This window comes from Micromonospora sp. NPDC049645, from assembly GCF_040675155.1.
Lineage (GTDB): Bacteria > Actinomycetota > Actinomycetes > Mycobacteriales > Micromonosporaceae > Micromonospora.
In genome coordinates, this window is sequence record NZ_JBFAOI010000021.1 from 13,194 (window position 1) to 39,339 (window position 26,146).

General features: G+C 71.1%; 21 protein-coding genes. 10 read left to right on the forward strand and 11 right to left on the reverse strand.

What is annotated here, in order from left to right:
• Positions 1–218: 218 nt before the first annotated feature.
• From AB0J33_RS29010 to AB0J33_RS29055, 10 genes are all read right to left on the reverse strand, one after another.
• Positions 219–1,457: a hypothetical protein gene (locus AB0J33_RS29010; protein ID WP_363617926.1), complete on the reverse strand. Its 1,239-nt coding sequence runs from the start codon at positions 1,455–1,457 to the stop codon at positions 219–221.
• A gap of 45 nt (positions 1,458–1,502) precedes the next feature.
• Complete coding sequence (locus AB0J33_RS29015; protein WP_363617928.1) at positions 1,503–2,339, reverse strand: aldo/keto reductase; 837 nt, start codon at positions 2,337–2,339, stop codon at positions 1,503–1,505.
• A gap of 10 nt (positions 2,340–2,349) precedes the next feature.
• Positions 2,350–4,167, reverse strand: coding sequence for a glycoside hydrolase family 15 protein (locus tag AB0J33_RS29020; RefSeq protein ID WP_363617930.1), 1,818 nt, complete (start codon positions 4,165–4,167; stop codon positions 2,350–2,352).
• 73 nt (positions 4,168–4,240) lie between these two features.
• The gene (locus AB0J33_RS29025) at positions 4,241–4,717 is read right to left on the reverse strand and encodes a hypothetical protein (RefSeq protein WP_363617932.1); all 477 of its coding nucleotides are present in this window, start codon (positions 4,715–4,717) and stop codon (positions 4,241–4,243) included.
• Between the two features lie 260 nt (positions 4,718–4,977).
• Positions 4,978–5,481 (reverse strand): hypothetical protein, encoded by a 504-nt coding sequence (locus AB0J33_RS29030; protein ID WP_363617934.1) that lies wholly within the window; start codon positions 5,479–5,481, stop codon positions 4,978–4,980.
• A 368-nt stretch (positions 5,482–5,849) separates the two neighbouring features.
• On the reverse strand, positions 5,850–6,404 hold the full coding sequence (locus AB0J33_RS29035; RefSeq protein ID WP_363617936.1) for a Uma2 family endonuclease: 555 nt from the start codon (positions 6,402–6,404) through the stop codon (positions 5,850–5,852).
• A gap of 82 nt (positions 6,405–6,486) precedes the next feature.
• The gene (locus AB0J33_RS29040; RefSeq protein WP_363617938.1) at positions 6,487–6,717 is read right to left on the reverse strand and encodes a hypothetical protein; all 231 of its coding nucleotides are present in this window, start codon (positions 6,715–6,717) and stop codon (positions 6,487–6,489) included.
• A gap of 4 nt (positions 6,718–6,721) precedes the next feature.
• Positions 6,722–8,005: a WXG100 family type VII secretion target gene (locus tag AB0J33_RS29045; RefSeq protein ID WP_363617940.1), complete on the reverse strand. Its 1,284-nt coding sequence runs from the start codon at positions 8,003–8,005 to the stop codon at positions 6,722–6,724.
• Positions 8,002–8,370: a type VII secretion target gene (locus AB0J33_RS29050; protein WP_363617942.1), complete on the reverse strand. Its 369-nt coding sequence runs from the start codon at positions 8,368–8,370 to the stop codon at positions 8,002–8,004. Before AB0J33_RS29050 ends, AB0J33_RS29045 begins: the two co-directional genes overlap by 4 nt.
• On the reverse strand, positions 8,357–8,755 hold the full coding sequence (locus AB0J33_RS29055; protein ID WP_363617944.1) for a YbaB/EbfC family DNA-binding protein: 399 nt from the start codon (positions 8,753–8,755) through the stop codon (positions 8,357–8,359). Before AB0J33_RS29055 ends, AB0J33_RS29050 begins: the two co-directional genes overlap by 14 nt.
• Positions 8,756–8,881: 126 nt before the next feature.
• Here AB0J33_RS29055 and AB0J33_RS29060 point away from each other — a divergent pair, with 126 nt between their 5' ends.
• Positions 8,882–10,816: a Na+/H+ antiporter NhaA gene (locus tag AB0J33_RS29060; RefSeq protein ID WP_363617946.1), complete on the forward strand. Its 1,935-nt coding sequence runs from the start codon at positions 8,882–8,884 to the stop codon at positions 10,814–10,816.
• Positions 10,817–10,866: 50 nt separating this feature from the next.
• Here the strand turns inward: AB0J33_RS29060 and AB0J33_RS29065 are convergent, their stop codons facing one another.
• Positions 10,867–12,267, reverse strand: coding sequence for an MFS transporter (locus AB0J33_RS29065; RefSeq protein WP_363617948.1), 1,401 nt, complete (start codon positions 12,265–12,267; stop codon positions 10,867–10,869).
• A 112-nt stretch (positions 12,268–12,379) separates the two neighbouring features.
• Here AB0J33_RS29065 and AB0J33_RS29070 point away from each other — a divergent pair, with 112 nt between their 5' ends.
• The 9 genes from AB0J33_RS29070 to AB0J33_RS29110 all read left to right on the forward strand — a co-directional run bounded on the left by AB0J33_RS29070 (position 12,380) and on the right by AB0J33_RS29110 (position 26,116).
• Positions 12,380–12,946, forward strand: coding sequence for a helix-turn-helix domain-containing protein (locus AB0J33_RS29070; protein ID WP_363617950.1), 567 nt, complete (start codon positions 12,380–12,382; stop codon positions 12,944–12,946).
• Positions 12,947–13,117: 171 nt separating this feature from the next.
• Positions 13,118–17,152 (forward strand): discoidin domain-containing protein, encoded by a 4,035-nt coding sequence (locus AB0J33_RS29075; protein WP_363617952.1) that lies wholly within the window; start codon positions 13,118–13,120, stop codon positions 17,150–17,152.
• A 324-nt stretch (positions 17,153–17,476) separates the two neighbouring features.
• The gene (locus AB0J33_RS29080; protein ID WP_363617954.1) at positions 17,477–18,688 is read left to right on the forward strand and encodes an MFS transporter; all 1,212 of its coding nucleotides are present in this window, start codon (positions 17,477–17,479) and stop codon (positions 18,686–18,688) included.
• 106 nt (positions 18,689–18,794) lie between these two features.
• Positions 18,795–20,471 carry an ABC transporter substrate-binding protein gene (locus tag AB0J33_RS29085; protein ID WP_363617956.1) on the forward strand — a complete coding sequence of 559 codons (1,677 nt, stop codon included), beginning with the start codon at positions 18,795–18,797 and terminating at the stop codon, positions 20,469–20,471.
• 6 nt (positions 20,472–20,477) lie between these two features.
• Entirely contained in the window at positions 20,478–21,434 is a 957-nt protein-coding gene (locus AB0J33_RS29090) for an ABC transporter permease (RefSeq protein ID WP_363617958.1), read from the forward strand.
• Positions 21,431–22,318 carry an ABC transporter permease gene (locus AB0J33_RS29095; protein WP_363617960.1) on the forward strand — a complete coding sequence of 296 codons (888 nt, stop codon included), beginning with the start codon at positions 21,431–21,433 and terminating at the stop codon, positions 22,316–22,318. The genes AB0J33_RS29090 and AB0J33_RS29095 overlap by 4 nt, the downstream gene beginning before the upstream one ends.
• Positions 22,315–23,331, forward strand: a complete 1,017-nt coding sequence (locus tag AB0J33_RS29100; protein ID WP_363617962.1) for an ABC transporter ATP-binding protein — start codon at positions 22,315–22,317, stop codon at positions 23,329–23,331. Before AB0J33_RS29095 ends, AB0J33_RS29100 begins: the two co-directional genes overlap by 4 nt.
• The gene (locus AB0J33_RS29105) at positions 23,328–24,329 is read left to right on the forward strand and encodes an oligopeptide/dipeptide ABC transporter ATP-binding protein (protein WP_363617964.1); all 1,002 of its coding nucleotides are present in this window, start codon (positions 23,328–23,330) and stop codon (positions 24,327–24,329) included. The genes AB0J33_RS29100 and AB0J33_RS29105 overlap by 4 nt, the downstream gene beginning before the upstream one ends.
• Entirely contained in the window at positions 24,326–26,116 is a 1,791-nt protein-coding gene (locus tag AB0J33_RS29110) for a gamma-glutamyltransferase family protein (RefSeq protein WP_363617966.1), read from the forward strand. Before AB0J33_RS29105 ends, AB0J33_RS29110 begins: the two co-directional genes overlap by 4 nt.
• Positions 26,117–26,146: the final 30 nt, after the last annotated feature.

Sequence of the window (26,146 nt, forward strand, 5' to 3'; positions counted from 1 at the left end):
CCGCTGCCGGCCCGTCGCCCCGCCACGCCGCCCGGACGCTCGCCGGTCGGAGGCGGATGTCTCGTTGAGCGTTATGACTCACAGGTATAAATATGCCTGTGAGTCATAACGCTCGTCGTGCTACCCGCCCGTCTTGAGGTCACGCTTCGTAGCGGCCACGCCGTGCCGTTGGTGCGTTGCCCGCACCGCACGACGACCGGCAACCCGCCACCAGCGGGCTAAGGGACACCTCCGAGGTACACACGCATCGCCTCGCGGCTACTCGGAAGGCCGTACTCACCGACGAGCATGGCCACGTTGCCGAACTCCTGCCCGTCGATGAGCCACGGCTCGGTCGACCGGCCCAGCACCTCCGCGAGCCGCCGCTGCCGGGACGGCAACGCCGCGACCGGCGTCCCCGCCGCCGGACCGTCCGGGAACGCGAGACGCAGCGCCACACCCAGCACCGTCAACGACCGCTCGCCGCTGACGGTGGGCAACCGGGCGAGCAGCGCGTCGAAGGCGCGGTCCTCGTGCTGCGGGCCGAGCTGCCGGGCTGCGAGGCCCGCGTAGCCGCCGCGATCACCGTCGAGGAACGGCACCCAGTCACTCTCGACCAGCGCGGGGCCGGCGTCGTCGGGTGGCGCTGACGCCCAGCCCAACAGCTCATCGACGGTCGCCGGGTCGGCTGTCGCGCCGAGGACCCGGGCTCGACCGATCGCGGCGGCCCAGCGGAGCGCCGGTCGCGGGTCGGCCAACCAACGAACGTCCGGCGCGGCACCGAGCAGCCCCGACGCCACCAGCATGGTGGCCAGCTCCCCGGGGGTCGACTCCACGCCCGGCCGCTCGGCGGCGTCGATCGCCCCGGCCAGCGCCGGCACGGTGCCCTCGGCCTCCTCCGGAAACCAGGCGAGGGCGTACGCCGCGACCGTCCGCACGCCCGGATCGGAGTGTGTCAGCAGGGTGCGGAACAGGGGCACCCCGGCGCGGACCGCGTCGTACACGGCCAACTCGACGTACGCCCACAGCCGACCCTGCTCCGCCGCGGACAGTGACTCGACGAACGTGTACTCGACGTACTCCTTCTTCGACTCGTCGGTGCCGGTCCACGGCGGCGGCTTCGCGGCGAGCAGCTCACGCCCGCCCTCGGCGGCCCGGCGGTACTCGGCCACCGGGAAGCCCTCCGGCAGGAAACCCTCGTCGTGCCCGACGGCCAGGGCGCTCAGCAGCCCGAGCACCGCCGCCGGATCCGGGGTGGCCGCAGCGGCGAGCATCTCCAACAGGAACGGCACCGCGTACGCGCTCGCCTCGAACCGGTTGCCCTGGTGGAAGACGTTCGTGTAGAGGTCGCCCAGGGCCTCGTCCCGGGTGGCCTGGTCGGGGGAGAGCAGGGCGCGCAGCTGGCCGGGCACGTCGTCGGCCGCCCCGTAGGCGTGGCCCAGCCGCGCCCAGTCGATGTCGTCAAGTCCGTCGAGCACGCCCCATGCTCTCCCAGCCCACTGAGCGTCAGCGGGTGGGGTTCGTCAGAACTCCTCGTACACCGCCGGGTCCTGGTCCGCGAGCCGCCCGTCCGGGCGGCCGAGCGCGGTGATGGCCTCGACCTGCGCGTCGGTGATCTTGGTACCGAAGACGTCCAGGTTCTCGGCCTGCCGCTGCGGCGAGGCGGCCTTGGGCAGCGGAATCACCTGGCGGGCCACGTGCCAGGCGAGGATCGTCTGCGCCGGGCTGACCCCGTGCGCGGTAGCGATCTCCACGATGACCGGGTGCTTCTGCAGGTCGTTGCCACGGCCGAGCGGGCTCCACCCCTGCACCAGGATCCCGCGTTCCCGGTGGTAGTCGAGCGCCTCCTGCTGCGGGAAGTACGGGTGCACCTCGATCTGGTTGACCACCGGGGCGACCCCCGTCTCGGCCACCAGCCGCTCGATGTGCTCGGGCAGGAAGTTGGAGAGCCCGATGTGCCGGACCAGCCCGCGCTCGCGCGCCTCGATCAGCGCCCGCCACGCCTGCACGTACAGGTCGACCTTCGGGTTCGGCCAGTGGATCAGGTACAGGTCGATTCGGTCGAGACCGGTGCGGAACACACTCTCCTCAATGGTGGTCAGCGCCTCGTCGTAACGGTGGTGCCGCCCCGGCAGTTTCGAGGTGACGACCAGCTCGTCGCGCACGTCGCCGGCCGAACGGGCGGCCCGGCCGACCGCGCCCTCGTTCTCGTAGTTCACCGCCGAGTCGATCAACCGGTAACCCGCCCGGATCGCCTGACCGATCGCGTCGACACCCGCCGAGCCGTTGAGTCGGTAGGTGCCGAGCCCGATCGCCGGCAGGGTGGTGCCGTCGGCAGCCGTAAGGTGGGGAATCGTCATGATTGGGACCCTACCCGCCAGTGGGGGCGTCTCGGATGGCGAGTGCGGCTTGGACGAGCGCGGCGTGGGTCAGCGTCTGCGGGTAGTTGCCGAGGTGGGCACCCGTCGCGGGGTTCAACTCTTCGGCGTAGAGGCCGAGAGGGCTGGCGTGGTCGACCATGGCCTCGAACAGCTCGACGGCCTCGCGGCGACGCCCGGTGCGGGCAAGGCCCTGAACGAGCCAGAACGAGCAGGGTAGGAACGCGCCCTCGGTGCCGGGGAGGCCGTCACGTCCGGGCGGGTAGCGGTAGAGCAGTGGGCCGCCGGCGGACAGCCTGTCCCGGATGGCGTCGATGGTGCCCCGTACCCGGGGTGACTCGGCCCCGTCCATGCCCAGCAGCGGCAGTACGAGCAGGGCCGCGTCGAGGTCCTGCGAGCCGTAGCTGCGGACGTAGCTTGCCGCCGCCGGGTCGAAGCCGCGCGTCCGGACCTCGGCGGCGATGGCATCCCGAGCGTTCTGCCAGCGTCGACGTTGAGCCTCCCGCAGGGGATGGGTGTCGGCGATGGCCAGGGCACGGTCCAGGGCGAGCCAGCCCATCAGCTTGGAATGGACGTGTTGGTCGGGCTGCCGTACCTCCCAGATGCCGGCATCGGGCTGCTGCCAACAACCGGCGACGACGTCGGCGAAACCGCGCACCGCCCGCCACGTCTCGGCGTAGAGGCGGTGTCCGGCCTGCGCGAACGCCCAAGCGGCGTCGATCACCCAGCCGTAGCCGTCGAGCTGGTGCTGACCGGCGGCAGCGTTGCCCATCCGTACCGGACGGCTGTCGAGGTAGCCGGGCCAACCGGACAGCTCCCGCTCCGCCGGCACGTGCCTGCCGTGCAGGGTGAGCAGCGCCGGCAGGCGTGGCCGTTGCAGTCGGCTGGCGTGCAAGAGCCACGCGAGGAACCCGCGGGCCTCGTCGGTCTTGCCGACGCTGAGGAAGGCGCTGACGCCGATGCTGGCGTCCCGGGGCCAGACATAGCGGTAGTCCCAGTTTCGTTCCCCACCGGGATTCTCGGGCAAGGACGTGGTGGGTGCGGCCACCGGTGCTCCCGAGGGCGAGTAGGTCAGCAGCCGCAAGGTGAGCAGGCTTCGTGCGACGTGTTCCCGGAACGGCAGCCGCTCGTCGATCTCCGCGGTCCAGGCCCGCCATCGCGCCTCGTCCTCGACGAGCAGTTCCCAGGCGGCCGTCGGCTCGACGTGGATCACCGGTTCGCGGTGGGCCACCGCCAGTACGAGGGTGACCGGGCAACCCGGCCTGACCGTGATCGAGCTGGGCCGACCCGGCTCGATTCTGCACGCGGGCGTGCTGTCCAGAGCGACCGCGAGCGCCCCCCACTCACACACGAGGGCCTGGCGTCGGTGGTGGACTCGGGGCCGGCGGTGCCGTGCGCCGAGGCGGGGATCGAACTCCACCACCGCGTCGACCGCAGCCTGCTCGGCCGACAGCCGTCGCACGATCAGGGTCGTGGGCAGCAGGCGACCGCTCACCTCGGCCACCATCGCCTCGGTGAGGCGGAGCCTGCCTCCGCCCACCGCCCAGGTGGTCTCCAGGGTGGCGGTGTGCTGCCGGTAGCGTCGTTCGACGACCGTGGCCGGCCCGGCCGGACCGACCCGGAACGTTCCGGCGTTCCGGCCCCCGACCAGCCGTCCGAACAGCGGATCGCCGTCGAAGCGTGGCACGCAGAGCCAGTCCATCCCGCCGTCACTCGCGACCAGCGCGGCGGTGCGTGTGTCGCCCAGCAGCCCGTAGTCGCCGATCGGTGCCGGGGGCTGAGGACGCGTCGGGTCGGGCCCACCAGTCATGGAGATCGCTCCCCGTCGAGCCGCGTGGGCGGTGGACCGCAGACTTCAGGCGGCGACGGCAGCCCGGTGCGGATCACCTGACTTGCAGGAGCAACCCGAGACAAGCCCCGTAGACGACGTGGACGACAGCCGTGACCAGGGGCGTCTGGATGCCGTAGTTGACGGCGAACAGCCCGGGCGGCTCCAACACCGCCGTGCTGGCCGGCCCCGCCCGCTGCGAGGCCATCCGCGGGTGGACACCAGGAAGCAGCGGCAGAATCACCGTCAGCGCGATCCCGACGTGCGCAATACCGAGCAGCGCGCCGATCCACCAGGTAGCGCGGTGCAACAACGCGAACGTGGCCGCGTACCCGAGCGCGAACCCCTGCCCGGCGCAGAGGTGGAGGAAGAACCCGACGACCCGGGCCCGATCGGGGTCCCCGGTGACGAACGCCCCGAGCACCAGGGGAAGGTCGAGGCGCGTGAGACCGGCCAGTTGAGCGGTGATCATCGCCGCGGTGAGCGCCGCGGTGGCGACCAACCCGAACAACGCCCATCCGGCCCAGTCCATCTCAGCAGTCGTCGGCGTCGCGGGCGTTCTCGGTCATCGGTCCACCCTCCGGCTGAACAGCGTGGATCCCACGGCCCGGACCGGACACCCACCCACCGGGCGCCCGATTTCTCACCATAGGGCATCGCACGAGACCGGCCCCCGGATTGCGCGAAGAATCCTGGAGTGCCAATCTCGTGCGAATGCGTCAGCCCGGTGCCGGCAGCCTCAAATGCCGAGGGATTTGCCGTACCGATCGAATTGTCAGGTGCGGCAGCCGGTTACAACGAGACGATGACCGGCTGGACCTGGACGTTCTTGGTCAGTTGCTCCGGCGAGGGGACGGGTGCGCTGACCTTGACGGACGTGTTGTAGCCGTAGATGACGACCCCGTCGAGGTGGTTCGCACCCGGCCAGTTCGACTTCAAGCGGACCGCCATTTGCGTGGGGAAGTTGGTCACCTCTTCGGCGCACGACCGGATCAAGACCACACTCGGGGTGGCGGTCAGGTGGGTGGCCAGCATTCTGGCCAGCTTCTTGTAGGTCCAGCCCCAGTCCTTGGCGCCGGCCTCGGCGTCGCCGATCTCGTCGTCGTTGCCGTGCGCGCGGATGCACAGCGGCTCGCCCGCCTTCACGCCGGCCAGGTAGGTGGCCAACTGTCGATCCGCCTCGGCCTGCGTGAGGCCGGCGTCGATGGGCAGGAGGGCACCCCAGGCAGCCGCCCCCGAGTCCGGCCCTTCAGATTGGCCGCGCGTATTCGGATCCTGCGTCGCCACGATGAACATGACATTCTCCTTCGAGGTAGCCGCGTGTTTCGGAACAACTGCCGAAGGAAGATTAGCGGCGGTCGAAGAATTGCCCTGTCAGCTATCCGGCTCACCCGGAATCTGTCGCTGGTCGGACAGCTATCGACGGCGGTGAAATGGTCGGGCTCGGTCAGCGTCACTGACCAATACACAAATCCCGGATGCGCAATTGGCGTACGGGCTATATGGACCGGGGCCGTCCGATCGCATGGGTCGCCTCGCGTGTCCGCGAGGGACACGACGACGCGACTGCTTCCGTCGCTGGTCAGGCGGTAGCGGCGACCTCAACGGGCCGAGATGGGAGGACCTTGACGCCCAGCCAACGGGGGCGCTGGTGTGGCGGACTTTCAGCCAAGGTCGTGCTCGTCCAAGCCGGTGTTGAGGACCCAGGCGAGCGGCATGGTCGCCCGGGTGACGTACTGGTCGCCATCCAGGCGGTGCATCGTGACGGTCTGCGCCGAATCCTGATCGACCACCCAGTACTGGGGGATACCGGCGGCGGCGTACTCGCTGCGCTTGGTCACCGTGTCGACGCCCTCGGAGCCGGGTGAGACGATCTCGACCACGAGGAGCACGTCGGCGACCGGCAGCCATACACCGTCTGCCTGGGCCTTGCCCCACACGACCAGATCCGGGATCCGTCCGCCGACACCGCCACCACGGCCCGGTATGCGTAGCCCGACCGCCTGGGCGATGTGTTCCGCCGGAACCCCGCCCTGGGCGAGCCACACCATGAGCCGGGTCGCGATGATCGCGTGGTTGTAGCCCGGCGGCGGCATGATCGAGACGACTCCCTCGGGGCTGATTTCGTACCTGTGGTTCTCGTCTGCGGCCATCATCGCCGTCAGGTCGTCGAGCGTCACGACAGGGGGCATGTACCTGCCAACCGCCTCTGAGCTCATGGGCGCATCGTACCGGTTCGCCGTCCGGCAACGGTGGTGGCGGAGCCGCATGGCCTCATCGGTCTTCGAATCGCTAGCCAAGTCAGCTTGCGAACAGCATCCTCGTCGGAAACTCGCCGCTGGAACGCCATGCCTTCACGATCTTTGCCGTGATCGCGCCGGCAGCGGAATTGAAATCACCATCCTCGACACGGGCGTCGAGGGTGCGTGGATCGATCGTCAGGATGCGGTCGAACTTGTCGTCCAAACCGAACTCGTATCGGATCTCGTCTGCACCCGCCTCGACGCGCCGCGCGGTCACCATCATCCCCATGGCGCTAGCCTCCAATGTTCGAGTAGTCCTCGTAGGTCGGCCCGGGTATGGACGCTCCCCAGTCGGACACCTGGTTGGCAGCAAGATGCGCTTCCCGGTAGGCCGCCTCCGGATGTGCCTGGTAGTACCGCAGCTCGGCCAGCTCGTGCTCCAATAACGCGTAATCCTCGGGCAGCGGGCTGCCCCGTCGCAGGCGCAACCAAGCCTCAGCCATGGGTGGACTCGGATCGTATCGTTGATGGACGACTCCGCCTGCGTAGTCATCCATAGGGTGCTCATCGAGGAAGATGTGCCGGCGGATCTGCTCGATCTCCTCCTTTGAGAACCCCCGGGAACCGTCGATACGGGGGGCGTCCGTTACGTGACGAGATATTACGTCAGCGTCGTCTTGCTGACGGATCACCTCGTACGCCTCCTCCGCCCAACGGTCTTGCCGACCATAGTCGGCGAGATCACGAGGCCGAGTGGTGTGGCCGCCGTGAACGCCTCGCGCCTCGTCGGCCGCGTTACCGGGGCGTGCATGCGGTGCGTCGCGGAGCCGCCCCAGGGCCTGCTTGAGTTTCTCGATGAGGTCGCCGAGTCGGCGCATCTCCGGAACCAGCCGCCGCAGGCTGGCCAGCAACCCCCGCAGCAGCCGCGCGATTCGCGCCCCCCACGACGCGACCAGGGTCGTGACCTGTTCCACCACCAGCGGCGCGGCCAGTCCGCCGGTGATGAGGAGTTCGCCCGCGTACACGATGAGGCGGGACACGCAGGTGGCGATGGCGTCGCGGACCAGGAGTCGGACGGCGGCCACCAGGCCGGCGGCGCCCTCGGTGATCGCGGCCAGGGTGTCGGCACCCTGGGCGAGGCCGATGATGGCCTGTTGCTGTTCGGCAGCCCAGGCCCGGTAGGCGGGGCCGGCGCTGCCACCCCAGCCGGCGACGTCGTTGCGGACGGCGCGAGCCAGTTCGGCTGCTTCGTCGCGCAGCGAGCCGGCGACGTTGCGCCAGGTCTGGGCGTGTGCGGTGATCTGCGCGGGGTCGCCGGCGAGCCAGTCCAGCGCCTCGCTGAGTGGCTTGACGTGTTCGATGAGCCAGGCGATCCCGTACTGGAGCAGGGCGCCGACCGGGTCGGAGACGAAGGCGAGGGAGTCCAGGCCGGCGCTCACGACGCCGAGGCTGCCGTCGATCCAACTGCCGTTGCGGACGCCCTGCGCGATGAGTTCGATGTCCTCGCAGATCCAGACTCCCGCCCAGGCGCTGGGCGCGGTGTCCGCGGCGGCGGCGACGAGCGGGTTGGACGTCACGGTTGTTGCCGCGCCCCGTCGAGTGGGTGCGGCGGCATCCCGTCGAGCCGCTGCTGGCGCACCCCGTCGAGCAACTGTTTGGCGTGGCTGTCGGAGCTTCGATAGCGGTCCGCTCCGACCCGGAGCTTGCCGGCGGTGTCCCGCACCGACGCGACGGCGGTGCCGATGCCGTCGACCAGGGTCCGTTGCAGGCCGTCGAGCAGCACCGGCATCATCGCGCAGAGTTGCCCGTACGCGTCGGTGCCCAACCGGACGTGCTGGCCTGCCCGCTGGGCGGTGTCGAGGCTGCCGGCGCAGTGATCGAGACGCGTGGCGTGGGCGGTCAGGTCGTCCGGGTCGACCTGGATGCCGTCACCGCCGGGCATCGTCTGATCCCTGGTCGGGGAGGAGCCGGCTACGGTACGAGTCGATGATGGCCTGGGCGCTCGCGTCGTCGCCGAGCGATCCCGCGGTGACAACATTCACCTGTCGGAGCAGATCGGCGCGGGCGGCGGTGGTGGTCTCCAGGATCTGCCGGGCGGTGTGCGCCGCGGGTTGTCGCCGGATGCGTTCGTCGAGCCGTAGGTCGATCAGCAGGCCGGTCGAGTCGACGGTGACGTCGACCGTCCGATCGGCGTTGCGGGCGGTGCCGGTCAGGTCCCGCATCATCGTCGACAACCGCTTCGCGCGTTCCGCCCGCTCGGCGAGCGATGATTCCCACTCGTCGAGCCGGAGCTGCGCCGCATCGAGCGCGGCGTCGTCCGCCCACATGTCGGCCCTCCCCAGGGGACACCACCGACGGCAGCCGGTGGGATCACCGGCACGTTATCAACCAGTCGCACTACGTGTGTGCCTGTATCACTCCGGCATGGCGGTCAGGTCGACGAGGATTGTCCCGTGACGAGCGACAACACGCGCCGGGGGTGGTCCGCCCGGACCGCCTGGGAGGGGCGGCTCAACGCTCCGCTGCGCTCGTTTCTGCGCACCGAGACCGGCGGCGCGCGGGTGGTGCTGCTCGCGGCGGTGGTGGCCCTCGGGTGGGCGAATCTGCACGCGTCGTCGTACGAGTCGCTCTGGAGTACCTCCCTCGAGATCCAGTTGGGCGACTGGTCCGTGTCACACGACCTGCGTACCTGGGTCAACAGCGGCCTCATGACGTTCTTCTTCCTTGTGGCCGGGCTGGAGTTGCGCCGCGAGTTCGACATCGGCGAGCTGCGGGAGCGGCGTCGGTTGGCGTTGCCGATGCTGGCCGGGTTCGGCGGCATGCTGCTGCCGATCGCGATCTACCTCGCCATCAACGCCGGGCACACCACCGCCGCGGGCTGGGGTGCGGTGATGGCCACGGACACGGCGCTCGCGCTCGGCGCGCTGGCCGTGTTCGGGCCGCGCTTCTCGGAACGGCTGCGAGGTTTCCTGCTGACCGTCTCCGTCGTCGACGATGTGCTGGCGATCGCGGTGCTGGCCGTCGCGTACCCGCACCATCCGTCGCTGACGGCGCTGGTCGTCGCGGCGGTGATCTTCGGTGTGGTGCTGCTCGTCCGGGCGTGGGGCGTGCGGTTCGGGCCGGTCTACGCGGTGCTGGGGGTGGCCGCCTGGCTCGCCGTCTCGATGTCCGGTGTCGATCCGGTCGCGGTGGGTCTGGTGATGGGGCTGCTGACCTACGCCTACGCGCCCGACCGGGGCGACCTGCAACGGGCCAGCGACCAGTTCCGCCTCTTCCGGGAGCAGCCCACCCCGCAGCTCGCCCGGATGGCCCGGGCCGGGCTCGTCTCGGCGTTGTCGCCGAACGAACGGTTGCAGACCCTCTACCACCCGTGGGCGAGCTATGTGGTGGTGCCACTGTTCGCGCTGGCCAACGCCGGGATCGTGATCGACGGTGAGCTGCTGACCCGGGCGGTGACCTCCCCGGTCACGGTCGGTGTCGTGGTCGCGTACATCGTCGGCAAGCCGGTCGGGATCGTGATCACCGCGTGGCTGGTGGCCCGGCTGAGCGGCAACCGGTTCCGACCACCCGTCGGTTGGCTTGCCGTCGTGGGGGTCGGCACGATCTCCGGTATCGGGTTCACCGTCGCGCTCCTGATCGCCACCCACGCCCTGAGCGGCCCGGCCCTGGACGAGGCGAAGTTCGGCATTCTCGTGGCGACGCTCGGCGCGTCGCTCGTCACCTGGCTGGTGTTCCGCTCCGTCGGACGGCTGTCACCGGCGCGGCGGACCCGCGCTCTGCTGGGCGTCACCGAGGGGATCGTCGACCTGATGCTGCCGGTCGACCCGGACCGTGATCACATGCGCGGGTCGCTTGAGGCGCCGGTGACGGTGGTGGAGTACGGCGACTTCGAGTGTCCCTACTGCGGGCAGGCCGAGCCGGTGGTCCGCGAGCTGTTGGCCGACTTCGCCAACGTCCGCTACGTCTGGCGGCACCTGCCGCTCACCGACGTCCACCCGCACGCCCAACTCGCCGCCGAGGCCGCCGAGGCGGCGGGGGAGCAGGGCGCGTTCTGGGAGATGCACGACCTGCTCCTCGCGCACCAGAAGGCCCTCGACCCGGCCGACGTGCTCGGCTACGCCGAACAGCTCGGTCTCGACCTGGACGGGTTCCGGGAGCACATGGGCAAGCGAATGGGCGTCGACCGGATCGCCGAGGACGTCGAATCCGCCGACCTCAGCGGCGTCACCGGCACGCCGACCTTCTTCATCAACGGTCGCCGCCACCACGGCGCATACGACATCGCCGCACTCTCGGCGGCGGTGAAGTCGGCGTTCGCGAGCGCGAAGCTCCGCCCCGAGTACCACCGTCGGGATCCCGGGCGCCGGGAGACCGGGCCGGCGAGCTGACCGCGCGCCGCCTGGGCCCCCGGCCCGCAGCCTCGCCGCCCGCGCGGCGGTCAGGTGGCGGGGAGAGCGGCCGGCCGGTTGGCGCGGCGGCCCGCGGCGGCCACGACGACGGCCAGGAGCAGGGCGATCAGGAAGAAGACGTCCGCGCCGGTGAAGGCCGCGTGGAAGCCCGCCGTCGGGTCGTTCGCGGAGCTGGCCCGGGTGTACGCGATGGTCAGGATCGCGATGCCGAGTGAGCCGCCGAGTTGGTGGGCGACGTTGACGAGACCGGACGCGGCACCGGCATCCTGCGGTTCGACTCCGGCGACGCCGCCCTGGGTCATCAGAATGATCGCGATACCTTGGCCGATTCCGATCACCAGCAGTGGCAGCAGCACGTCCGGGAAGTAGCTGGAGCCGGTCGAGATGCGCGACAGCCAGGCCATGCCGACCAGCGCGACGACGAGCGACGCCACCAGCAGGGCGGGGCGGCCGAGCCGGTTCTGCAGGGGCCGGATGGCGTACACCATGGCGAAGAACATGCCGGTGATGGGCACGTACGCGAAGCCGGTCTGCAGGGCGCTGAGGTGCAGCACCTCCTGGAGGTACTGGCTGAGGAAGTAGAAGGTGGAGAAGGTCGCGCCGACGATGAGGATCCGCCCGGCGTACGCCCCGGAGCGTTCCATGTCGCGGAAGAGCCGCAGCGGGGTGATGGGCTGGGGTGCCCGGTGTTCGATCAGCACGAAGGCGATCAGGAGGACGGCGCCGAGGCTCAACGCGACCACGGTGGTCGGCGCGCTCCAGCCGGCTGCGGCGGCGCGGATGAAGCCGTACACCAGGGCGGTCATGCCGGCGGTGGAGGTGAGCGCGCCGCCGAGGTCGAAGGCGCCGGAGCGGCGTTCGGTCTCGGCCAGGAACCGGGGGGCGAGCAGCGCGATGGCGATGCCGATCGGGACGTTGACGAGCATTCCCCAGCGCCAGGACAGCAGGTCGGTGAAGACGCCGCCGACGACGATACCGACGCTGCCGCCGGCGCCGATGACCGCGCTGTAGAGGGCGATCACCCTGGCGCGGGCCCCCGGCTGGGGGTGGTCGGCGACCAGCAGCGCGAGCGTGGAGGGCACCGCGAGCGCGGCGGCGAGGCCCTGCACGACACGGGCGGTGATCAGCCAACTGCCGTTCTGGGCGAGGCCGGCCGCGAGGGACGCCGCGGTGAACAGGGCGATTCCGGCGAGGAAGACGCGGCGGCGGCCGAGCAGGTCACCGGCTCGGGCACCGAGCAGGAGCAGGCCGCCGAACGCCAGGACGTAGGCGTTCTGCACCCAGGAGAGCCCGGACTGGGAGAAGCCGAACTGTCGCTGCACGTGCGGCAGCGCGGTCGTGATGATCGAGGTGTCCAGGGTCATCATCAGCTGCGAGCCGAGGATGAGTGCCAGGGCGATCCCGCGGCGGGCGGCGGGAGTCGGGGACATGGTCAGCCTTCTTTCGGGCTAGACTGATAGGGAACCTCCAGATAAACGGAGGCGCACTATCACTATAGTGATAGGTCGCATCCACTTCCTAGCCCCGGGAGAAGTCGGCACCGTGACGGCCCTCACCCACCTGCGCGTGGCCCGCCCGAACCGGGCGGACGCGGCCCGCAACTACGACGCCATCCTGGCGGTGGCCCGGGTCGCCTTCGCCGAGCAGGGCGCGGACGCTCCGCTGGAGGAGATCGCGCGCCGGGCGGGGGTGGGCGTCGCGACGCTCTACCGCAACTTCCCGACCCGGGAGGTGTTGATCGAGAACGTCTACGTCACCGAGGTCGAGGCGGTCTGCGACATGGCCGGGGCGGCCGAGAGTCGCGCCCCGCGCGACGGCCTGTACGCGTGGCTGCGGCGCTTCGTGGAGTACATCGGCGCGAAGCAGCCCCTGGCCGCCGGCCTGAACCGGGAGTCCGCCGCCTATCTGGAGTGCCGGCGGGCCCTGTACGCGGCCGGGGGGCCACTGCTGGAGCGGGCGCAGCAAGCGGGCGAGGTGCGCGCCGACGTGACGATCGACGACGTCATGCGCCTCGCCAGCGCCATCGCGTCCGGGCACTTCCCCCGTCCCGACCAGCGCGATCACGTGCTCACGGTCGCCCTGGACGGGTTGAGCAGGGGGCCCGCCTGACCTGTCGCTCGGCCACCCGCGCGTCGATGTCCGAAGTGGAACAGCTGCGGAGCGTGTTCGTGGAATCACGATGGACTGCGGCTCTTGACTCCCGAGAAACATCAGGCCACCATCTGACAACGTTGTCACAGCCCCCCGCCACCTGACAACGTTGTCATCACTGGAGGCAAGATGTCCGAGCCATCGCCCATATCGCGGCGTACCTTCCTCTCCGCCGGCGCGACGCTGCTGGCGTCGGTCGGGGTGACCGCGGTCCTACCGGGCGCCCCCGCTGCCGCCGCGGGGAAGGCGCCGACCGCCACCCCGCCGGCCACCGACCTCGCCCGGTACCGCCCGGTGACGGTCTCCTCGACCGACTACGCGCCGACGCCCGCCACCTTCGCCGTGGACGGCCTGCCGCAGGTCGGCGTCCGGGGGAGTGGTTGGCGCGCCGCCAGCGGCGATCCGCAGTGGATATCCGTCGACCTCCAGGCGCTGTGCCGCATCGAGGCCGTCTCCCTGGTCTTCGAGGCCACCCTCACCGACGGGCCCTTCGACGGCAACTACACCGACACCGACGGCGACGAGATCCTCTCCAGCGCCGCCACGGCGTACCGGATCGACGTCTCCACCGACGGCCGCGACTGGCGGTCGGTGTACGAGACCACCGAGGGCCAGGGCGGCGTGCAGGCCATCAAGCTGCCCGAGCCGGTAACCGCCCGATGGATCCGCATGACCGCCACGAAGCGTTCGAACAGCAACCCCGTTGGTCTCAACGGCTTCCAGGTGTACGGCGTACCGCTGGCCGGTCGGCCGACGGCCGAGGGCTGGACCAGCTGGGAGGGCGGCAACACCGACAAGGCTCCCGAACTCACGGTCGCCGCCGACGGCACGGTGCCGCTGGAGTCGGGCTGGTCGTTGACGATGGACGACTTCGCCGGCACCGCCGACGGCGCGGAACTCTCCCGCACCGGTGTCGACGTCCGGTCCTGGCTGCCGGCGACGGTGCCCGGCACCGTGCTGGGCACCCTGGTCGAGCAGGGCCACCTACCCGATCCGGTGGCCGGCTTCAACAACATGCGCATCCCGGAGGCGCTGTCCCGGCACACCTGGTGGTACCGGCGCGCGCTGCGACTGCCCCGCGATCTGGACACCTCGCCCGGCCGCCGGATCTGGCTGGAGTTCGACGGGATCAACCACGAGGCGACCGCCTGGGTCAACGGCGTACCGGTCGGCAGCGTCAAGCACCCGTTCGCGCGGGCCGCCTTCGACATCACCGACGCGCTGGCCGGTCAGCGTGGCGAGCACGTCCTCGCCGTCCGGGTCACCCCGATGCCGCACCCGGGCACCCCCGGTGACAAGGGCGCGGACGGTCGTACCTTCCTCCAGTCGGCCCACCACTACCTCGACGCGCCCACCTACCTGGCGGTGTCCGGGTGGGACTGGATGCCCGCCGTCCGCGACCGGGTCACCGGCCTCTGGGACCACGTGCGCCTGCGCAGCACCGGCGCGGTGGTCATCGGCGACCCGCACGTGCAGACCACGCTGCCCGACCTGCCCGGCACCGACACCGCCGAGGTCACCATCCGGGTGCCGGTCCGCAACGCGGCGGCCACCGCCACCACGGTCACCGTCCGCGCCGAGTTCGACAAGGTACGCGTCGAGTCCACGGTGACCGTCCCCGCCGGCGGGAGCACCACCGTCACCTTCACCCCGGAGCGCTCCTCCGCGCTGCGCCTGCGCAACCCGCGACTCTGGTGGCCCAACGGCTACGGCGACCCGCACCTGTACGACCTCACTCTCACCGCGACCGTCAAGCGCGCGGTCAGTGACCGGCGCGCGCTGCGCTTCGGGATCCGGGAGTTCGGCTACGACTGGCACCAGCCGATCGTCATCTCGCCCCCCGGCAAGCCGGCGCTGGAGTTCGTCGACGGCGCGGCGACCCAGACGGTCACGTTCGCCCGGCAGCACGCCCAGCATGTGCGGATCCAGGCCGGACAGCGCGCCACCGGGTGGGGAATCTCGATGTTCTCGCTGTCGGTGGCAGACGGCACCGGGCCGGATCTGGCCCTGCGCCGCGACGCCACCGCCTCGTCGTCGGAGAACGACAGCAACGGTCCCGGTAGGGCCGTCGACGGCGACCCGGCGACCCGCTGGGCGTCGCAGGCCGAGGACAACCAGTGGATCCAGGTCGACCTCGGCGCGGCGGTCGACTTCGACCGGGTCACCATCGTGTGGGAGCAGGCGTACGCGCTCGACTACCGCGTGCAGGTCTCCGCCGACGGCGACGCCTGGACCGACGTGACGTCGGTCAGCAACGACACCCCGCTGGGCAGCCGCGCCACCCAGGTCGAGACGTTCGCCAGCCAGACCGCCCGGCACCTGCGCATCCAGACCGGCGCACGGGTGACCTCGTGGGGGGTGTCGATGTGGGCGCTCTCGGTGCAGCGGCAGGCCGAGCCGGACGTCGACCTGGCGCTGCGCCGGACGGCCACCGCGTCGTCGTCGGACAGCGACGCGAACGGGCCGGACCGGGCCGTCGACGGCAATCCCCGGACCCGGTGGTCGTCGAAGTTCGAGGACAATCAGTGGATCCAGGTCGACCTCGGCGCTCCGGTCAGCTTCGACCAGGTGACCATCGTCTGGGAGCAGGCGTACGCCCGCGACTTCGTCATCCAGGTCTCGGACGACGGGCAGCGCTGGACCGAGGTGAAGTCGGTCAGCAACGCGGTCACCCAGCTCAAGATCAGTGTTAACGGGGTGCCGGTGTTCGCCCGGGGCGGCAACTGGGGCTGGGACGAGCTGCTGCGCCGGGTGCTGCCCGACCGGTTGGCCGACACGGTCGAGATGCACCGCGACATGAACTTCACGATGATCCGCAACTGGCTCGGCAGCAGCAACCGCGAGGAGCTGTACCAGGCCTGTGACGAGCAGGGCATCCTGGTGTGGAACGACTTCTGGCAGGCGGGCGCGTTCCTGCCCAACCCACCCGGCTACGTGGACATCGCCGCCGACACCATCCGGCGCTTCCGCCACCACCCCAGCATCGTGGTGTGGTGCGGCGCCAACGAGGGTGACCCGCCGCCGATCGTGGACGCCGGGCTCAAGCAGGCCGCCGCCACCGAGCACCCGGAGATCCTCTACATCCCCAACTCGGCCGGCGGCATCGTCAGCGGCCACGGCCCGTACCACTGGGTGGAGCCGGCGACGTACAACAACAGGAACACGTACGACACCGGCGCGTTCGGTTTTCACACCGAGATCGGCATGCCGGTGGTGTCGGTGGTCGAGAGCATGCGCAACCTCGTCGGTGACGCGCCGCAGTGGCCGATCGGTGAGGTGTGGAACTACCACGACTGGTCGACCATCGGCAACCAGCGCGTCGGCACGTACCAGGCGGCGATCGACGCGCGGCTCGGTGAGTCCGAGTCGCTGGACGAGTTCGCCACCCGGGCGCAGTTCGTCAACTACGAGAGCCACCGCGCCATGTTCGAGGCGTGGAACGCCAACCTGTGGCAGGACGCCACCGGCCTGCTGCTGTGGATGTCGCACCCGGCGTGGCACAGCACCGTCTGGCAGACCTACGACTACGACCTCGACGTGAACGGCGCCTACTACGGCGCCCGCAAGGGGTGCGAACCGGTGCACGTGCAGGCCGACCCGGGCACCTGGCAGGTCCGGGTGGTCAACCACACCGCCGCGCCGCTCAGCGGGGTCACCGTGACCGCCCGACGCTACGACCTGAGTGGCCGGTCGCTGGGCACGCCCCAGCGTCAGCGGGTGGACGTGGCCCGCTCGGCCACGACGGCGGCGTTCCCGCTCGCCACGCCGGACGGTGGTGGGCTGCACCTGGTGCGACTGGAGCTGCGGGACAGCCGCGACCGGTTGCTGGCGGAGAACACCTACTGGCGCTACGACAAGGCCGAGCAGGTGCGGGCGCTCAACGACGTGCCGAGCACCCGACTGTCCACGTCGTCGAGCACTGTGCGCGTCGTCGACGGACGGAACACCGTCACCACGACGGTCCGCAACCAGGGCCGTACGGTCGCCGCGTTGGTCCGGCTCGCCGTGCGTGACAAGCGCGGCGACCGGGTCCTGCCGGCCCGCTACGACGACAACTACTTCTGGTTGCTGCCGGGGGAGGCCCGGGAGGTGCGGATTTCCTGGCCGGCGCGGTCGGGCCTCGCCCGCCAGGTCACGGTGACCGCGCAGGCGTACAACTCCTGAACGCGTAGGTCCTGACCTGGCCGGGGCTGTGGGGCGCAGCCGGCGGTTGGCGGTGACCCTCGGTCGCCTCCGTCGGGGCGGACGCGGTATTGAGCGGTATACCTCAGAGTCATATTCATGCCTCTGAGGTATACCGCTCAACAGCACATCGACGTGCGGGCGCCCTGGGCTGAGCGCACGGCCCCCTGATGTGGTCGTTTCGGGCGGTTACCGCACCTCCGCCGGGGGCGAGACCCATGCTGTACGCGAGGACAGGGAGCCGCGACGGGGAGGTGCGGGAGTCGGCGGCGCGCAGGCAGGGGTCCGATCCCGGGGGGACTGGTCATGTCCGACGCGAGCGGCGCCGGGGGCGCGACGCCTCGGTCGACGTCCGGCGCGCTACGGGTCACGTTCGCGTTCTGGATCACGCTCGTGGGCACCACCGTGCCGACGCCGCTCTACCCGCTCTACGAGATGGAGTTCGGGTTCTCGTCGTTGACCGTGACCGTGGTCTACGCGTTGTACGCGCTGGGAGTGGTCGCCGGGTTGCTGGTGTTCGGTCGACTCTCCGACCAGATCGGCCGACGTCCGGTCATCCTCGTCGCGTTGCTGCTCTCCGTCGTCGCCGACGCCGTGTTCCTGGCCGCCGTGGACCTCGGGATGATCATCGTGGGTCGGATCCTCGCCGGGCTGTCCGCCGCGCTGATCATCGGCGCGGCGACCGCCGCGTTGGCGGAGCTGATCAGCCCACGGCATCCGAAGCGTGCCGCCACCGTGTCGATCTTCGCGAACCTGGGCGGCCTGGCCACCGGCACCCTGCTGTCCGGGATCGTGTCCGACGTGGCGCCCGACCCGCTCCGGCTGCCCTGGGCCATCGTGCTGATCCTGGCGTTGAGCGCGATCGTCGCGCTGCGCGGCGTACCCGAGACGGTCCGGGAGCGTTCGCCGGTGACCCTGCGGGTGCAGCGGCTCTCCGTGCCGGCGGCCATTCGCGGCGCGTTCGTCCGCTCGGCGATCACCGCCGGCGCGGGCTTCGCGGCTCTCGGGGTGCTCACCTCGGTGAGTGGGCTGTTCCTCGGCACGGTCCTGCACGAGACCTCGCACACCCTGGCCGCGCTTGTGGTCTTCGTGGCGTTCGCCGGAGCCGCGTTTGGTCAGCTGCTGACCCGCGTGCTGTCCTCGCGCGCCGCGTTGGCCGGTGCCTGCGTCGGCCTGATCGTGGGGGCGGCTCTGCTCGCGTTCAGCATGTGGATGGCACTGCTGGTGACGCTGATCATCAGCGCGGCGATCATCGGGGTCGCGTCCGGGGTGGCGGTCGGCGACGGCATCGCGACGATCACGATGAAGACCGAGCCGCAGCACCGGGCCGCCACGGTGTCGACCTTCTTCGCCATCCTGTTCGCCATGCTCGGTGTGCCCGCGGTCGGGGTGGGTCTGCTGATCCAGTCGAATGGCCTGCGCCCCGCCGGCGAGATCTTCAGCGCGGTGGTGGCGGTGCTCGCCCTGGTCGTCCTGCTCAGCCTCGTGCGGGGCGGCCGGACCCGGCCCGCCAGCTGAACGCCCGGCGGGCTCGTGATCGCCCCGGCAAGCCGTTCACCGAGGTCTTGCGGCGGTCATCGTATACAACATACGCTCCCCGAATCGCCCACCTGAGGAGCTCTCCATGACGAACCTCTCCGTCCGCGAAACGCGCCTGCCCCGCCGTCGGGTGCTCCGGGCCGCCGTGGCGGCGGCCGCTGTCGTCTGCACGGTCGTTGCCTGCTCACCGGTGTCGACCGACGACGGCGGCGACCAGCCCGGTGCCAACCGGTCGGCCGGGCAGGACTCCTTCGGTACGCCCGCGGATCCCGCCGCCGTGAAGCAGGGCGGCAAGCTGGTCATCGCCCTCTCCGCCGAGCCCGACGCGCTGGACCCGACGCTGTCGAGAAGCCTCTACTCCCGCTACGTCTTCCAGGCGATGTGCCAGAAGCTCTACGACGTCGACGAGAAGGCGCAGGTCGTACCGCAGCTCGCGACGGCCCTGCCGACCACGAGCGGTGACGGTCGGACGGTGACCATTCCGCTGCGTCCGGGCGTGCGTTTCGCGGACGGGACGGCGTTCGACTCCGCGGCGGTGAAGGTCACCCTGCAACGCCACCTCGACAACGCCCGCTCGGCGCGCAAGAGCGAACTCGGTCCCATCGACGGCATCGACACCCCGGACGCGCAGACCGTCGTCCTGCGGCTGAAGCAGCCGTTCGCACCGCTGCTCGGCGCCCTCGCCGACCGGGCCGGCATGATCATGAGTGCGCAGGCGCTGCGCAGCCGGGGTGACGACTTCGCGTCGGCGCCGGTCTGCGTCGGCCCCTTCAAGTTCGCGAAGCGGGTGCCGCAGAACTCGATCGACGTGGTGAAGGACCCCAACTACTACGAGGCCGACAAGGTCCACCTCGACGCCATCTCGTGGCGGATCCTCAGCGACGCGAGCATTCGCGCGGCCAACCTGCGCTCCGGCGACGCGCAGGTCGCCGACAGCGTCTCCACCCAGGACGTCGCCTCGCTCCGGCAGGACGCTGCGGTCTCCGTCCTCCAGTCGCAGTCCCTGGGCTACCAGGGCCTGACCATCAACGTCGGCAACGTCGACGGGGTCCGCACCCCACCCAAGCCGATCAACCGCCCCCTCGCCCAGAACGCCAAGGTGCGGCAGGCCTTCGAGCACGCCATCGACCGCAAGGCGCTGGTCGACGCGGTCTTCAACGGTCTGCACGCGGTCGCCTGCTCCCCGATCTCGCCCGCCAGCACGTTCTCGTCGCCGGAGGCGCAGACCTGCCCGGCGCACGACCCCGCCAAGGCCAAGCAGTTGCTCGCCGAGGCGGGCGTGCAGACGCCGTACGCGGTGACGATGCTCGCGTCGAACACGCCCGACACGCTGCGCCTCGCCCAGGCGTTGCAGTCCATGGTCAAGGACGGCGGATTCGACCTGAAGATCAACCCGGTGGAGTACTCGTCGCTGCTCGACGAACAGGACCGCGGCAACTTCGAGCTGCTGCAACTGGGCTGGAGCGGACGGATCGACCCGGACGCCAACATCACCAACTTCGTCGGCACCGGCGCCAGCCAGAACGTCGCCGGCTACAGCAACCCGCAACTCGACACCCTGCTGACCCAGGCCCGGCAGGCCGGCGACGTCGAGGAGCGCAAGAAGCTGTACGGGCAGGCGGTCACCCTGCTCCAGCAGGACGACGCGCTGATCTACCTCTACCGGCAGCGCAACCTGACCGCGGTCAGCAAGCAGATCCAGGGCCTGCAGGTCTTCCCGGACGGCGTGATCCGGGCGGCCTTCGCCGGTTACACCAAGTAGGTCGTCGTGGCCCGATACCTGCTCACCCGCGCCTGGCAGTCGGCGCTGACCCTGCTGATGTCGACGATCGTGGTCTTCGTCGGTGTGCGGGCGCTGCCCGGTGACCCGGCTCTCGCGCTGGCCGGCGAGGACCGGTCGCCGGAGGCACTGGACGCCATCCGTCGGCACTACGGGCTGGACCAGCCGCTGCCGGTGCAGTTCGCCCAGTACCTGGAGCGGATGGCGCAGGGCGACTTCGGGGTTTCGATCCGCACCGGTACGCCGGTCTCGTCGATGCTCACCACCGCCCTGCCGGTGACCGTCGAGCTGTCCGTGCTGGCGATCCTCATCGCGGCGGCCCTCGGCGTCGGCGCCGGGGTGCTCGCGGCGGTCCGTCGCGGACGCCCGGCGGAGTGGCTCGCCAACGGCCTGGCCCTGATCGGCCTGTCGGTGCCGCACTTCTGGCTCGGGCTGCTCGCGATCCTCTACCTGTCCGTGGCGACCGGGCTGTTTCCCGCCTCCGGCTTCGTGCCGATCCTGGAGGATCCCGTGGACAACCTGCACCACATCGTCCTGCCGGCGGTGATCCTCGGGACCGGCCTCGCCGCCATCATCATGCGGCAGACCCGGTCGGCGATGCTGGACTCGCTCTCCTCCGACTACGTGCGGACGGCGAAGGCGAAGGGCCTGCGACCGCGCGCCGTCATCACCCGGCACGCCCTGCGCAACAGTCTCATCGTGGTGGTGACCGTCGTGGGTCTCCAACTCGGCGGCCTGATCTCCGGGGCGGTGGTCACCGAACAGATCTTCGGGCTGCCCGGCTTCGGGAAGATGACCATCGACGCGGTGTTCCAACGGGACTACCCGGTGATCCAGGCCGTCGTCCTGCTCACCGCGACCGCCTACATCGTGATCAACTTCTTCGTGGACCTGCTCTACTCGGTGATCGATCCCCGCATCCGGGTGACGGGAGATCCGGCATGACCGTCCTCACCGTACCGATGGCGGAGACCGGTCCCGCCGGCGTCACCCGACGTACCCGGGTGCTGCGGCGGCTGCGCCGCAACCCGCTCGCCGTGGTGAGCTTCGTCGTGCTCGCGCTGGCCGGCGTCATCGCGGTGCTCTCGCCGTGGCTGGCGCCCTACTCGGTCGACCAGACCGACTTCGCCCGTACCTTCGCGCCTCCCGGCACAGCCGGGCACGTGCTCGGCACCGACGACCTCGGCCGGGACGTCCTGTCCCGCATCATGCTCGGTGCGCGGGCGTCGTTGCAGGTGGGGCTGCTGGCGGTGGCCACGTCGCTGGTCATCGGGGTGCCCCTCGGGCTCGCGGCCGGCTACTTCCGGGCGTGGGACGCGGTGATCTCCCGCTGCACCGACCTGCTGCTGGCGTTCCCGTTTCTGATCATGGCGGTGGGGCTGGCGGCCATCCGGGGGGCCAGCCTCGGCAACGCCGCGGTGGCCATCGGCATCGCCCAGATCCCCGGGGTGATCCGGGTGGTCCGCTCGGACACGCTGCGTCTCAAGTCGCTCGACTTCGTCGCGGCCGCCGTCGTGGACGGCGCGAGTGACCTGTGGGTGCTGGCCAAACACATCCTGCCCAACGCGACGTCGGTGATCCTGGTGCAGGCCACCGTCGCGATTCCGGCCGCGATCCTCGGCGAGGCGGTGCTGTCGTTCCTCGGCCTCGGCATCCAACCGCCGGCGCCCAGCCTGGGCACCATGCTGGCCACCGCCCAGCAGTTCGCCGCCCGCGCACCGTGGGCCGCCGTCCTCCCCGGTGTCGTGATCATGGGACTCGCGCTGGCGTTCAACGTCTTCGGTGACGCCCTGCGCGACGCCCTCGACCCGAAGGGAGACCGGCGATGACCACGACCACCGCACCCGTGCTGGAGATTCGCGACCTGTCCGTGTCCTTCCCGACCGAGACCGGCACCGTCTCGGCGGTCGACGGGGTCAGCCTGGACCTGGCCGCCGGGGAGATCGTCGGGATGGTGGGCGAGTCGGGGTGCGGAAAGAGCGTCACGGCGATGAGCATCGCCGGCCTGCTCCCGGGCAGCGCCCGGGTCACCGGGTCGGTGCGCCTGGACGGCACCCAACTGGTCGGGGCCCGCGAGTCGGCCCTTCGGCGGGTCCGCGGCCGGGAGATCGCCTACATCTTCCAGGAGCCGATGACGTCGTTGAACCCGGTGCTCACCGTCGGGCGGCAGATCGGGGAGGTGCTCCAGGTCCACGAGCGGATGTCCCGGCGGGCGGCGCGGGCGCGGGCCGTCGAGCTGCTGACGCTCGTCGGCATCCCGTCCGCCGCCCAGCGGGTAGACGGCTACCCGCACCAGCTCTCCGGCGGCATGCGCCAGCGCGTGATGATCGCGATGGCGGTGGCCTGCGGCCCGAAGGTGCTGGTGGCCGACGAGCCGACCACCGCGCTGGACGTCACCGTCCAGGCCGGCATCCTCCAGGTGCTGCGGGACCTACGCGACCGGCTCGGCACGAGCGTCCTCATCATCACCCACGACCTCGGCGTGATCGCCGACATCGCGGACCGCGTGGTCGTGATGTATGCCGGGCGGGTGGTGGAACGCGCGCCGGTGGACGACCTGTTCGCCAACCCGCGTCACCGGTACACGGCCGGGCTCCTGTCGGCGTCACCGCAGCCGGGCCGGCACGCCGGCACGGATCGGTTGACCGAGATCCCCGGGCTGGTGCCCGTGCTGGCCACCCAACCCGACGCCTGCACCTTCGCGGACCGCTGCCCGGCCGCCGACCAGCGCTGCCGGTCGACCGCCCCGCCGCTGGAGGGCTTCGGCGGCACCGACCATGTCGCGGCCTGTTGGCACCCCTGCGCGTTGACACCGACGGCAGCCCAGGAGGCGAACCGATGACGCCGCAACCGAACGCCCTGGAGATCGAGGACCTGGTGATGCACTTCGGCCCGGTCCGTGCCGTGGACGGGGTGTCCCTGACGATCCCGCGAGGCCGGGTCACCGCCCTGGTCGGGGAGAGCGGTTCCGGCAAGTCGACGGTGGGCCGATGCGTGGTGCGGCTCGTCGAGCCGACCGCCGGAACGGTCCGGATCGCGGGCACGGACGTCACCCACCTGTCCCGACGGCAGTTGCGCCTCCACCGCGGCGCGGTGTCGATCGTCTTCCAGGACCCGGCCGCGTCGCTGGACCCGCGCATGCTGGTGGGCGAGATCGTGGCCGAGCCGCTGCGGCTGGCCGGCAAGCGGATCTCCCGGCGTGACCGGGACGCCCGCGTCGCCCCGCAACTGGAACGGGTGGGCCTGCGCGCGGAGGTGGCCCGCCGCTACCCCCACGAGCTGTCCGGCGGGCAACGCCAACGGGTCAGCATCGCGCGGGCGCTGATCTCCGAGCCCATGCTGCTGATCGCGGACGAACCCACCAGCGCGCTCGACGTGTCCGTGCAGGCGTCGGTGCTCAACCTCCTCGCCGACCTGCAACGCGACATCGGGTTCGCCTGCCTCTTCATCACCCACGACCTGTCCGCGGTCGAATACCTGGCCGACGAGATCGCGGTCATGTACCTGGGTCAACTCGTCGAGACGGGCAGCCGCGAGCGGATCTTCGCGCGGCCCGCCCACCCGTACACGCAGGCTCTGCTGTCCGCCGCGCCGGTGGCCGATCCGGTGCGGCAACGCGAGCGTCAGCCGGTGCTGCTCGGCGACGACCTGCCGTCCGCGCTCGACCCGCCGTCCGGCTGCCGGTTCCGGACCCGGTGCCCGCTCGCGTTCGACCGGTGCGCGACGGAGGTGCCGGCGCAGACCGCGATCGGCGACGGCATGGCCGCGTGTCACCTGGTCCGGCCGGACGGCACCGGCCCCGACGTTCGCAGCGCAGATCCCCGTGAGGTGTTGTCATGACGTTCACCACCCGACCCACGTTGCAGGGCACCTTCGGCATGGTGTCCTCGACGCACTGGCTCGCCAGCCAGGCGGCGATGGGCATCCTCGAACGCGGCGGCAACGCCTTCGACGCCGCCGTCACCGCCGGGTTCGTCCTGCACGTCGTCGAGCCGCACCTGAACGGCCCGGGCGGCGAGGTTCCGGCCATCGTGGCCACCGCAGAGGACCCTCGACCGAAGGTGCTGTGCGGGCAGGGTCCGGCACCGGCCGGAGCCACCATCGCGCACTTCCGGTCCCTCGGCATGGACCTCATCCCGGGCGCCGGGCCGCTCGCCGCGGCCGTACCCGGCGCCGTGGACGCCTGGCTCCTGCTGCTGCGCGAGCACGGCACGCTCACCCTCGCCGAGGTGCTGGAGCCGGCGATCGGCTACGCCGCCGCCGGGCATCCGCTGGTGGGCCGGGTCGGGGACACCGTGGCGGCGGTCCGCTCGCTGTTCGAGGAACACTGGCCCACCTCCGCCGCCCTCTGGCTGCGCGACGGCCGGCCACCGGCCGCCGGGGAGCTGGTCACCAACCCGGCGTACGCGGACACCCTGCGCCGGCTCGTCGAGGCGGGACGGGCGGCCGGCGCCGACCGGGAGGCCCAGATCGAGGCCGCGCGCCGGGCCTGGGGCACGGGTTTCGTCGCCGAGGCGATCGACGCGTTCAGCCGGCGACCGTTCCAGGACTCCAGCGGACGCCCGCACGCCGGGCTGGTCACCGGCGACGACCTGGCGGCGTACTCGGCGAGCTGGGAGGCGCCCGCCACGCTGGACTGGCAGGGCTACTCGGTGGCGAAGACCGGCTTCTGGGGTCAGGGTCCGGTGCTGCTGGAGTCCCTGGCCACCCTGGACGCGCTCGACGACCCCGGCGCGTACGACCCGGATACCGCGGCGGGGGTGCACGCCCAGGTCGAGGCGCTCAAGCTCGCCTTCGCCGACCGGGAGGCCTGGTACGGCGACGGCGTCGACGTGCCCGCCGAGGCGCTGCTCTCCCCCCGGTACGCGCGGGAGCGGGCTGCCCTGATCGGCGATCGCGCGTCGACGCGGTTGCGGCCGGGGCGTCCCGACGGGGCGCAGCCGCGCCTGCCGGCCCACGTCCGACCCGGTGCGGTGCGGCCCACCGGGCCGACGGACGCCACGACGGGGGAGCCGACCGTGCAGTCGGACGGGGTGACCCGGGGCGACACCTGTCACGTGGACGTGGTCGACCGGTGGGGCAACATGATCTCCGCGACCCCCAGTGGTGGCTGGTTGCAGAGTTCCCCGACCATTCCGGAACTCGGCTTCCCGTTGGGCAGCAGGTTGCAGATGTTCTGGCTGGAGGAGGGGCTCGCCTCGTCGTTGGCTCCGGGCCGTCGACCGCGTACGACGTTGAGCCCGACGATGGTGCACCGCGACGGCGAACCGGTGCTGGCGTGCGGCACCCCCGGTGGCGACCAGCAGGATCAGTGGCAGTTGCCGTTTCTGCTGCGGCATCTCGTCGGCGGTCGGTCGTTGCAGGAGGCGATCGACGCGCCGGCGTGGCACACGGTCAGTCTGCCCGGGTCGTTCTATCCACGGGACATGGAGCCCGGCGTCCTGGTGGTGGAGGACCGCCTCGACGAGAGGGTGCTGGCCGAGCTGCGGGCGTACGGGCACGAGGTGCGGGTCACCGACGGGTGGAGCCTCGGCCGGCTCTGCGCGGTGACCCGTGATCCGGCGACGGGTGTGCTGGCCGCCGGTGCCAACCCCCGGGGCATGCAGGGCTACGCGTGCGGCCGTTGACCGGGGCGGGGCGGGGACGCCCCCGGGCCG